The sequence below is a fragment of the Nigerium sp. genome, from assembly GCF_039811905.1.
GTDB lineage: Bacteria > Actinomycetota > Actinomycetes > Propionibacteriales > Propionibacteriaceae > Propioniciclava.
Genome location: NZ_JBDHZL010000087.1, coordinates 1 through 10,928 on the forward strand (window position 1 = coordinate 1; position 10,928 = coordinate 10,928).

General features: G+C 70.5%; 10 protein-coding genes. 1 reads left to right on the forward strand and 9 read right to left on the reverse strand.

Features of this window, described 5'->3' with window-relative positions; genetic code table 11:
• From WMJ97_RS11975 to mtnA, 9 genes are all read right to left on the reverse strand, one after another.
• On the reverse strand, positions 1-389 hold a 389-nt coding region (locus WMJ97_RS11975), incomplete at its 3' end, for a hypothetical protein (protein ID WP_347349228.1).
• A gap of 75 nt (positions 390-464) precedes the next feature.
• Positions 465-1,166, reverse strand: coding sequence for an SDR family oxidoreductase (locus WMJ97_RS11980; protein WP_347349229.1), 702 nt, complete (start codon positions 1,164-1,166; stop codon positions 465-467).
• Positions 1,167-1,239: 73 nt separating this feature from the next.
• Positions 1,240-1,530 (reverse strand): DUF6457 domain-containing protein, encoded by a 291-nt coding sequence (locus WMJ97_RS11985; protein WP_347349230.1) that lies wholly within the window; start codon positions 1,528-1,530, stop codon positions 1,240-1,242.
• Positions 1,523-2,266 carry a respiratory nitrate reductase subunit gamma gene (narI, locus tag WMJ97_RS11990; protein ID WP_347349231.1) on the reverse strand — a complete coding sequence of 248 codons (744 nt, stop codon included), beginning with the start codon at positions 2,264-2,266 and terminating at the stop codon, positions 1,523-1,525. Before narI ends, WMJ97_RS11985 begins: the two co-directional genes overlap by 8 nt.
• Positions 2,263-3,033, reverse strand: a complete 771-nt coding sequence (gene narJ, locus WMJ97_RS11995) for a nitrate reductase molybdenum cofactor assembly chaperone (RefSeq protein ID WP_347349232.1) — start codon at positions 3,031-3,033, stop codon at positions 2,263-2,265. The genes narI and narJ overlap by 4 nt, the downstream gene beginning before the upstream one ends.
• Positions 3,030-4,697, reverse strand: coding sequence for a nitrate reductase subunit beta (gene narH, locus WMJ97_RS12000; protein ID WP_347349233.1), 1,668 nt, complete (start codon positions 4,695-4,697; stop codon positions 3,030-3,032). Before narH ends, narJ begins: the two co-directional genes overlap by 4 nt.
• 23 nt (positions 4,698-4,720) lie before the next feature.
• Positions 4,721-8,425 carry a nitrate reductase subunit alpha gene (locus WMJ97_RS12005; RefSeq protein WP_347349234.1) on the reverse strand — a complete coding sequence of 1,235 codons (3,705 nt, stop codon included), beginning with the start codon at positions 8,423-8,425 and terminating at the stop codon, positions 4,721-4,723.
• Positions 8,422-9,174, reverse strand: a complete 753-nt coding sequence (locus WMJ97_RS12010) for a helix-turn-helix domain-containing protein (RefSeq protein WP_347349235.1) — start codon at positions 9,172-9,174, stop codon at positions 8,422-8,424. Before WMJ97_RS12010 ends, WMJ97_RS12005 begins: the two co-directional genes overlap by 4 nt.
• Before the next feature lie 106 nt (positions 9,175-9,280).
• Complete coding sequence (gene mtnA, locus WMJ97_RS12015; protein ID WP_347349236.1) at positions 9,281-10,276, reverse strand: S-methyl-5-thioribose-1-phosphate isomerase; 996 nt, start codon at positions 10,274-10,276, stop codon at positions 9,281-9,283.
• A 55-nt stretch (positions 10,277-10,331) separates the two neighbouring features.
• On the opposite strand from mtnA, the gene WMJ97_RS12020 reads away from it, so the two are divergent.
• Positions 10,332-10,820 (forward strand): NUDIX domain-containing protein, encoded by a 489-nt coding sequence (locus WMJ97_RS12020; RefSeq protein WP_347349237.1) that lies wholly within the window; start codon positions 10,332-10,334, stop codon positions 10,818-10,820.
• Positions 10,821-10,928 lie beyond the last annotated feature (108 nt).

The window sequence follows — 10,928 nt, forward strand, 5'->3', positions numbered from 1 at the left end:
TCGTCGACGTCCTCCAGCAGCCCCAACGCCCGGTCGCGGGCGAGCCAGGCGCCCTCGGCGTCCCCGGCGGCGAGCCGCGCGCGGGCGAACCCCTCTTCCGCGCTGGCCGACACCCACAGCGGCACTCCCGGACGCCGGGCGTACTCCAGCGCCCGCCGCGCGTGGAACAGGGCCGGCTCGGGCCGCCCCAGCACGGCGTACACGCGCGAGACCTGCCACTCGCCGATGGCGCGGTTCTCGTCGGTGCCGACGTTGTCCCAGTGAAAGCGTGAGGCGTGCGCCGCGTGGATCATCCGATCGTCCGCCTCCGGCGTCCGCTCGGGGTTGTCGAGCAGCGCCCACGTCTCGTTGAACAAGGCGATCGCCAGTTCGCGCTCATCACCCGTCACCGCTCATCACCCGTCACCGCACGCCCACCCCGTCACCGCACGCCCCCGTCACCGTGTCCATCCCGCTCGAGATCATCAGCGCTTGACCACCGGACGCACGACGACCTCCTCGATCATCGCCTCGTCGCTGGCGTCCACCGCCAGCCGGACGGCCCGCGCAACCGACTCCGGTCGCAGGTGCTCCCCGGCCACGTACTCCCGCCCCTTCTCGGACTGCAATTGCACCTGCATGTCGGTGTCCACGCGCCCCGGATGTACCGAGCACACCCGGACGACCCCGCGCTCCTCCTCGCGCAGCGCGTCGGTGAGCGCCCGCAGCGCGAACTTGGACGCCGCGTATAGCCCGCCGCCCGGCCCCGCGTGGAACCCGGCCCCCGAGTTGATCGCGACGACCTGCCCGTGCGCCTCCCGCAGCCGCGGCAGCAGCAGCCGCGTCAGGTCGGCGACCGCGATGACGTTCATCTCGAAGATCCGCCGCCAGTCGCAGCGCCCCATCGCGCCGACCTCGCCCGACATCGCGATGCCGGCCGAGTGCACCAGCACGTCGAGCCGCCGCACGTGATCGGTCGCCCGCGCCGTCGCGGCGGCGTCCGTCAGGTCGCACAAGAAGCCCTCGGCGCTCACCCCGGACGCCCCCAGCTCGCCGACCACGGCGTCCACCGCCTCGACGGACCGGCCCCCCACCAAGATGTGGTGCGTGCGGCCGAGCTCCTGGGCGATCGCGCGGCCGATGCCGCGCGTTGCCCCCGTGACAAGGGCGATCTGCTGGTCGGACATGGTTACCTCCTGCGGTCCCTTCTCACGGTAACCCACGGCGCCCACGCCCGGGGATGCCGTGACCCTTCCGTTGTCAGGCCTCGGAATCGCCCCCGGCCGCCGCCGCGATCGCACGCCGCAACTCGGCCGGGTCGGCGTCCGGATGGGTCGCGACGGCCACGCCCCACAGGTACGCCGCCACCGGACCCATCGGCCGAACCACCTCGCGCGCGACGGCGCCCGACAGATCGTGGATCTGGCTCACGTCCACGAGCGCCGGGTCGACGCCGAGCGTCGCGCACGCGCTCTCGATCCACGGCGCCCACGCGGACGCCGCGGCCTCCAGGTCGGACGCCCCCCGCTCCGGCATGCTCCGCTCAGCCACGCTTGGTCAGCTCGGGGCGATCCCAGGTGCGCCGCGGCGCCCGCGACACCGTGCCGACCGGCCGGGCATCGCCCGCCGAGCGGTAGATGATGTAGGGCCGGTTCAGGTAGCTGATCGGCGCGCTGAACACGTGCACGAGTCGCGTGAACGGCCAGATCGCGAACAGCAGCGACGCGACGATCGCATGCAGCTGGAACTGGATCGGCGCCTGCCCCATCAGCTCGGGCTGCGGGTTCAGCGCGAACAGGCTGCGGTACCAGATCGAGACGCCCTCGCGGTAGTCGTAGTGGTGGTCGATCGTCGTGCTGATCGTGTTCCACATGCCGAAGACGATCGTGAGCCCCAGCACGAGGTACATCACCTTGTCGTTGATGGTCGTCGCGTTGAACACCGTGCTCACCGTGCGCCGCCGGTAGACCAGGATCGTGAACCCGACGACGATCATCGCCCCCGACACGATGCCGCCCGAGACGGCGAAGAGGTGGTACATCTCCTGGCTGATGCCCATCGCGAGCGTCCAGGTGTTCGGGATGATCAGGCCCATCACGTGCCCGACGAGCGCGATCAGCAGCCCGAAGTGGAACAGCGGGCTGCCGATCCGCAGCAGCCTGCTCTCGTAGAGCTGCGAGCTGCGCGTCGTCCAGCCGAACTTGTCGTAGCGATAGCGCCACAGCAGGCCGACGACGAACAGGGCGAAGCAGATGTACGGGAAGATCCCATACAGGAACGTGGTCATGAGCGGACTCCTGTCGTCTGAGGCATGCCGAGGAACTCAGAGCCGTCGCTGAAGACGGCCTCGTGATCGTTGAGGCTGGGGTCGAGCGCGTAGGCGTCCAAGCCCACGTCTTCCCCGGGCGGGCCGTCGGCGAGCAGCCGCGCGACAGCCTCGCGGCCCTCCCCGTCCAGCGGGGGCAGCGTGGCGCAGAGCGCGTCGATGGCGTCCACCCACGGCGATTCGCGGTCGGTGAGCGCCAGCCGCAGCATCTCCAGTCCGGCGCGATGCTCGACGAGCAGCCGCCACGCGACGTCCAGGTCGCCGAACGCGCCGAACTCGCACACCACCGACAGGTGGTCGGGCAACTCGTCGTCGCCGATCTCCATGCCGCAGCGCCGATACGCCTGCTTGAACCGCACCAGCGCGACGCCGCGCTTGCGCGTGTCGCCGAACGCGTAGTACGTCAGGAACAGACTGCACTTCCGCGTCCAGTCGAACGTGTCGATGTAGTCGATCTCGGCGGCCGACCCCGACTTCTCCAGGTGCTCGACCAAGCGGCCCAGCGGGACGCCGACCTCGGCCGGCAGCTCGGCGATCGCCGAGCGCAGCGCCGGCAGCTGGGCGCGGAGTTCGTCGCCCGGGTAGCCGACGAGCAGCGAGACCGCCTGCCAGGCCGTGCGCAGTTGCCCGCGCGTGAGCGAGACGGCCCCGTCGTCGGGGGACGACCGCCGCGCCCGGCCTGGCCGGGCCGCCTGAGGCAACCCGAGCCAGCGGGGGAGCGGGCTCATCGCGCGACCCCGTCCTCACCCGGGATGCCGACGCGATCGGCGGCGTCCTGAGGCGAGGGACGCCCCGGCAGGCCCTGGCCGTCCCACTCCATGTACGAGACCGACCCGGGCACTTCGGCCATGTCGTCGGCCTGCATGCGCGCCTTCGTCTCCGCGAGCGTCTGGATCGCGACGGGCACCGGGCCCGCGCCCGACCCCTCGCCGAACGGACCCGAGCCGCCGCCACCCACCGGGCAGTCGGTCGCGAGCTCCTCCAGCGCGTGCGCCTGCTCCTTGTGGGCGGTCGGGATCACGTACCGCTCGTCGTACTTCGCGAGCGCCAGCAGCCGGAACATCTCATACATCTCCGCCCCCGACATGCCGACCGCCTCGGCGATCTGCTCGTCGCCCTCGCGACCCAGGTTGATGTCGCGCATGTAGCTGCGCATCGCGGCCATCTTCTCCAGCACGAGCCGCACCGGCGCGACGTCGCCCGCCGTGAACAGGTTCGCCAGGTACTCGATCGGGATGCGCAGGGCGTCGATCGCGCCGAACAGGTTGCCGGCGTCCTCGGCGTCGTAGCCGGTGCCGCGGACGGCGTCCACGATCGGCGACAGCGGCGGGATGTACCAGACCATCGGCATGGTCCGGTACTCGGGGTGCAGCGGCAGCGCGAGCCCGTAGTCCTGGATGAGCCGGCGGACGGGGGACCGCTTGGCCGCCTCGATCCAGTCCAGCGGGATGCCCTGGCGCTCGGCCTCGCGGGCGACCTCGGGGTCGCGCGGGTCGAGGAAGCAGGCCCGCTGCGCCTCGTACAGGTCGGTGTCGTTCGTCGTGGACGCCGCCTCCAGCACCGCGTCCGCGTCGTACAGCATGAGCCCGATGTAGCGCAGCCGGCCGACGCACGTCTCGGAGCAGACGGTCGGGATGCCGACCTCCACGCGCGGGTAGCAGAACGTGCACTTCTCCGCCTTGCCGGTGGAGTGGTTGAAGTAGATCTTCTTGTACGGGCAGCCCGAGATGCACATGCGCCAGCCGCGGCAGCGGTTCTGGTCGACCAGGACGATGCCGTCCTCGGAGCGCTTGTAGATCGCGCCCGACGGGCACGACGCCATGCACGACGGGTTCAGGCAGTGCTCGCAGATGCGCGGCAGGTAGAACATGAAGCTCTGCTCGAACTCGAACTTCACCTTGTCGGCGATGCCCTTGAGCATCACGTCGTCCTTGCCGGTGACGTAGGTGCCGCCCAGGTCGTCGTCCCAGTTGGAGCCCCACTGCGGGTGCATGGGCTTGCCCGAGACCAGCGAGTACGGCCGCGCGACCGGGAAGTTCTTGCCCAGCGGCGCCGACAGCAGCGTCTCGTAGTCGTAGGTCCACGGCTCGTAGTAGTCCTCGAGCCCCGGCATCTTCGGGTTGCTGAAGATGTTGAGCAGCTTCATGAAACGGTTGCCGCCCTTGAGGGTGAGCTTGCCGCTGCGGTTCAGCGTCCAGCCGCCCTTCCACTTCTCCTGGTCCTCGTACCGCCGCGGGTAGCCGAGGCCCGGCCGGGTCTCGACGTTGTTGAACCAGACGTATTCCATCCCCGTGCGGTTCGTCCACGCCTGCTTGCAGGTCACCGTGCAGGTGTGGCAGCCGATGCACTTGTCGAGGTTCATCACCATCGACATCTGGGCCATGATGCGCATGATCGTGTGTCTCCTCAGCCGGTTCAGTACTGGACGTCTTGCGAGCGCTTGCGGATCATCGTCACCTCGTCGCGGTTGTTGCCCGTCGGGCCGAGGTAGTTGAACGCGAACGACAGTTGCGCGTACCCGCCGATGATGTGGCTCGGCTTGATCAGGATGCGCGTCATCGAGTTGTGGATACCGCCGCGGCGCCCGTTGGTGTCGGTGAGCGGCACGTCGATCAGCCGGTCCTGGCTGTGGTACATGTACACGGTCCCCTCGGGCATGCGGTGGCTGACGATCGCGCGGCAGTTCACCACGCCGTTGCGGTTGACGAGCTCCACCCAGTCGTTGTCGGCGATGCCGACCTTCGCGGCGTCCCGGTCGCTCATCCAGATCTGCTGCCCGCCGCGGGACAGGTTCTGCATGAACCAGTTGTCCTGGTACTGGGAGTGGATCGCCCACTTGAAGTGCGGCGTCAGGTACCGAACGGACACCCCGAGTTCGTTCGTGTCACCGATCGGTGCCTCCCCGAAGAGCTGGGTCATGTTCAACGGGCCGCGGTAGATCGGCAGCTTCTCGCCGATCGTGTCCATCCAGTCGTGATCGAGGTAGAACGTCTGGCGTCCGGTCAGCGTGTGCCACGGCTTGAGCCGCTCCACGTTGATCGTGAACGGGCTGTAGCGGCGCCCGCCCGTCTCCGACCCCGACCACTCCGGCGACGTGATGACCGGCGTCGGCTGCCCGACGATCTCGGCGAACGTGATGATCTTGCCCTCGTGCTCGGCCGCCAGGTCGTGCAGGTGCGTGCCGGTCCGCTTCTCCAGGGTCTTGAAGCCCTGCGTCGCGAGGTGGCCGTTCGTCGTGCCGGCCAGGGCCATGATCGCCTCGGCCGCGTTGATGCCGTGGTCGAGCTTCGGACGCCCGTCGGCGACGCCGCCGTGCCGGACGCCATTCTTCTGCTTCAGGTAGTCGACCGCCGAGGTGACGTCGAACGTGACGCCCTTCGTCGTCTCGCCCAGCCTGTCGAGCACCGGCCCGACCGAGCCGTACTTCGCCCCGATCTGCGTGTAGTCGCGCTCGACCACGGCCAGCTTCGGCATCGTCACGCCCGGGATCGGCTCGACCTCACCCGTCTTCCAGTCCGCGACGACGCCGTGCGGCGTCGCCATCGCGTCCGGCGTGTCGTGGGTGAGGGCGACCGCCACCACGTCCTTCCGGACGCCCAGGTGCGTCGTCGCCAGCTCCGACAGCTTGTCGGACATGATCTGGAACGTCTCCCAGTCGGTCTTCGCCTGCCACGGCGGGCTGATCGCCGGCGTGAACGGGTGGACGAACGGGTGCATGTCGGTGGTGTTGATGTCGTGCTTCTCGTACCAGGTCGCCGCCGGCAGCACGACGTCGCTCATGAGGGTCGAGCTCGTCATGCGGAAGTCGATCGTCATGACCATGTCGAGCTTGCCCTCGGGCGCCTGCTCGCGCCAGACCATCTCCTTCGGCCGCAGATCGCCGGACGCCTCCTTGGCCGTCACCGCGTGGTCGGTGCCCAGCAGGTGCTTGAGGAAGTACTCGTCGCCCTTCGCCGAGTTGCCGAACAGGTTCGCGCGCCACAGCATGAGCACGCGGGGCCAGTTCTCCTCGGCATCCGGATCCTCCACCGCGAACTTCAGCTCGCCCGACTTGAGCTGCTGCACGACGTAGGGCCCGATCTCCATGCCCGCGGCCTCCGCGTCGTCGGCGAGCGTGAGCGGGTTGCGGTCGAACGTCGGGTAGCTCGGCATCCAGCCGTTGCGGGCCGACTGCACGTACAGGTCGGCGGTCGTCTTGCCGTCGAACAGCCCGTTGCCGGCCTTGCCGGCCGACAGGGCTCCCGCGTCGAACGTGTCGTAGCGGTACTGATCGGAGTGGATGTACCAGTACCCGGTCTGGATCATCTGCCGGGGCGGGCGCGCCCAGTCGAGCGCGAACGCCAGGTTCGCCCAGCCTGTGATCGGACGCGCCTTCTCCTGCCCCACGTAGTGCGCCCAGCCGCCGCCGTTGCGGCCCTGGGTGCCGCAGATCGTGGTCAGCACGAGCATCGTCCGGTAGATCAGGTCGGAGTGGTACCAGTGGTTCGTGCCGCCGCCCATGATGATCATCGAGCGGCCCTGCGTCTCTTCGGCGTTCTTCGCGAACTCGCGCGCGATGCGCGCGGCCTGCTCGCCGGGGACGTTCGTGATCGTCTCCTGCCAGGCCGGCGTGTAGGGCACCATCGGGTCGTCGTAGCCGGCCGGCCATTCGCCGTCGAGCCCGGCGCGCTGGACGCCGTACTGGGCCAGCATCAGGTCGAACACCGTCGTGACGAGGCGGTCGCCCACGCGGCGCACCGGGACGCCGCGCCGCAGCACCTCGGGCCCACCGGAGGGGGTGTCGAAGCGCGGGAACTCGAGCACGACCGACTCGCCGCCCTCGCCGTACATCGACATCGCCGGGGCGATGTCGCCGAGGTCGAGGTTCCATTTGCCGAGGCCCTCGTCGCCGAAGCGGTGGCCCAGCGTGCCGTTGGGGATGGCCGGGGCGCCGGTCGCCTCGTCCCAGACCGCCGGCTTGAACATCGCGTTCTCCGAGCCCGCCTGGTCGTTGTCGTAGTCGCCGGCCACGAGGAACTTGCCGGGCCGGTACGCCCCGTCGGACGCCTCGTCGAGCGTCACGAGGAACGGCAGGTCGGTGTACTGCTTGCAGTACTCGTCGAAGAACGGCGTCGTCTTGTCGACGAAGAACTCTTTCAGGACGACGTGGCCCATCGCCATGCCGAGCGCGGCGTCCGTCCCCGGGGCGACGGGCACCCATTCGTCGGCGAACTTCACGTTCTCCGCGTAGTCGGGGCTCATCGCGACGACCTTGGTGCCGCGATAGCGCGCCTCGGTCATCCAGTGGGCGTCCGGCGTGCGTGTGAGCGGGACGTTGCTGCCCCACATGAGCAGGTAGCTCGCGTCCCACCAGTCGCCCGACTCGGGCACGTCGGTCTGGTCGCCGAAGACCTGCGGGCTGGCCACCGGCAGGTCGGCGTACCAGTCGTAGAAGCTCAGCATCGAGCCGCCGATGAGGCTCGTGAAGCGCGCGCCGGACGCATGCGACACCATCGACATGGCCGGGATGGGCGAGAAGCCGGCGATGCGGTCGGGCCCCCAGCGCTTGATCGTGTAGGTCTGGGCGGCGGCCACGATCTCGACCGCCTCCTCCCACGTTGCGCGCACGAGGCCGCCCTTGCCGCGGGCGCTCTTGTAGCGGCGGGACTTCTCCTCGTCTTGCATGATCGACGCCCACGCGAGCACCGGATCGCCGTACTCGCGCTTGGCCTCGCGATACAGGTCCAGCAGGACGCCGCGCACGTACGGGTACCGGACGCGCGTCGGCGAGTACGTGTACCAACTGAAGGCGGCGCCGCGGGGGCAGCCGCGCGGCTCGTAGTCGGGGCGGTCGGGCCCGGGCGACGGGTAGTCGGTCTGCTGGGCCTCCCACGTGATGATGCCGTCCTTGACGTACACCTTCCAGCTACACGACCCCGTGCAGTTCACGCCGTGCGTCGAGCGAACCACCTTGTCGTAGGCCCAGCGGTCGCGGTAGAACCAGTCGCCGCGCCCGCCCTCCTCGTACAGCGAGCGCTTGTCGGGGGAGATCTCGCCCCGCGTGAAGAAGCGACGGGTGCCGACTAGGGCATCGCTCAACGGCCCGTCGAGCCCGGCCGGACGCTGCTGGGTGTCGGTCATGTGGTTCCTCCCAGGGGCACGAAATCGGAGTTCTTGGAGAGCAGGGCGACGCACAGGTGTGGTTCGACGAAGGGGGTCAACGCGACGCTGCAGTCGGTCTCGCCGAGCAGGTCGAGCGATCCGCGGATCAGGCCGCAGTGGACGCCGCAGGCGACCGACTGGTTCTGGAGGGCCAGCTCGCGGACCGGGCAGGCGTGCAGGTCGAGGCGGCACGACTGGCCCTGCTCGGCCGTCGCGATCGTCGGCGCGTAGCCCCACCGCTGGAGCACGTCGACCAGCAGACCGATCTTGGCGAGCCAGGTGCCCGGGGACGTGGCCGGCGTGGTCTGGGTCCCGTCCGTCACCACCAGTTCGGGGTGCTCGTCGATCCACCGGATCGCCGCCTCCTCGGGGCTGAGCACCGGCTCGCCCTCACCGGCCGCGAGCAGCGCCTCGCCGAGCAGTTCGGCGAGCTGACGGTAGGCGTCCGGCCCCACGTTGGCCGGGGCGTCCAGATTGATGGAGTAGAAGCGCTTCGGGCGGCCGACGCTGCCGCGCTCGTCGCGCGCGGTGACGAGGCCGCCCTCGACGAGCTGGTCGACGTGGAAGCGGATCGTGGTCACGTGAAGCGAGAGTCGCTTGGCGAGCTGGGCCGCGGTGAGGCCGGCGCGGCGGTCGGGCTCGTCGCCCAGGGAGACGAACGGCAGGGAACGCAGCGTCGCGACGATGTCGCGACGCACCGGGGAAGCCAACAGATCGTCGTCGGTCACGGGGCTCCCTCCCAACCTCGCCATCGCGCCGGGGCGCTGTGCACAGCCTAGAGTTTGGAGCGCCTTTCGGTGAAGAGACCGCACATATTAACGGGCGCGTTCCGCTTTATCGCACCCCAGGGGCCGGCTCGTCCGGACGCCAGACCCGCGCCTCGGTCACGATCGCGGTGATCAGGTCGTGCGGGGTGACGTCGAACGCGGGGTTCAGCGCGCCGGTCCCCTCGGGCGCGGTGGCGTGCCCGAGGACGCCGACGACCTCGGCGGGCCCGCGATCCTCGATCTCGATGGACGCCCCGTCGGGCGTCGCCTGGTCGACGGTCGACTCGGGGGCGACGATCAGGAACGGGACGCCGGCGCGCCGGGCCGCCAGCGCGAGCGAGAACGTGCCCACCTTGTTGGCCGTGTCGCCGTTCGCGGCGATGCGGTCGGCGCCGGCGAGGACGGCGTCCGCGAGGCCGCGCTGCAGCAGGAACGGCCCCGCCGAGTCGACGAGGAGCCGATGCGGGGCGCCCATGGCGTCGAGCTCCCAACAGGTCAGGCGGGCGCCCTGCAGCAGGGGCCGGGTCTCCAGCGGGAACGCCTCGGTGAGGTGGCCCCGCTCGTGCAGCGTCTGCACGACACCCAGCGCCGTGCCGCGCTCGACGGCGGCCAGGCCGCCGGTGTTGCAGATGGTCATGACCGAGACGGGGACCCGGCCGGCGAGGTCGGCGACGAGGTCCGCCCCGCGCTCGCCCATGGCTCGGCAGGCCGCGATGTCGGCGTCCCGGATGGCGAGGGCCTCGGCGAGGACCGCCTCGGGGCCGTCGCCGAGGCGTCCGAGGGCCCGGTCGACGCCCCAGGCGAGGTTCACGGCTGTGGGCCGCGCGGATCGCAGCCGCGCGGCGGCCGCGCGGACGGCGTCCGGGCTCGGCTCGGTGCGGCAGGCGAGCGCGACGCCGAGCGCGCCGGCGACGCCGAGCGCCGGCGCTCCCCGGACGGCGAGCCGCCGGATGTCGGCGATGAGCGTGTCGACGTCGGTGACGTGCCGGACGTCGAGGCGTCCGGGCAGGAGCGTCTGGTCGATGAGGTCGATGCCGTCGCCGGCCCAGTCGATGGTGCGCATTCCGCCCCCGATCGCGGTCGTTGGCAGCACTCTACGAGCGCGTACCCTGTGACGCATGCCCACGCCCGAGTTCGTCCAATACCTGCGCGCCCGCATCGGCACCCACCCGCTGTGGCTGTCGGGGGCGACGGCCGTCGTCTTCCGCGACGGCGAGGCCGGGCAGGAGATCCTCCTCGTGCGGCGCGCCGACAACGGGGCCTGGTCGCCGGCGTGCGGCATCGTCGACCCGGGGGAGGAGCCGCACGAGGCCGCGCTTCGCGAGGTGCGGGAGGAGGCGGGCGTCGTCGCCGAGGTCGACCGCCTCGTCTGGATGAGCGTGACCGACCCCGTCGTGTACGAGAACGGCGACGAGACGCAGTACATCGACCACACGTTCCGCTGCCGGTGGGTCTCCGGCGACCCGTACCCGGCCGACGGGGAGAACACGGACGCCCGCTTCTTCCGCGTCGACGACCTACCGGAGATGCCCCCGGTGCACGCGGACCGGGCCCGCGTGGCCATCGAGAACCGGCCGGAGGCCCGGCTCGGACGCCTCGGGCGCTGAGCCGGGCCCCTGCGGTCCGTCTTCGGTCGGGCGTCGGTCAGGCGACCTGCCGGGCCGGCCGCTTGCCCTGCTTGAACGAGTCCAGTTCGGCGACGGTCTCGTCGAAGC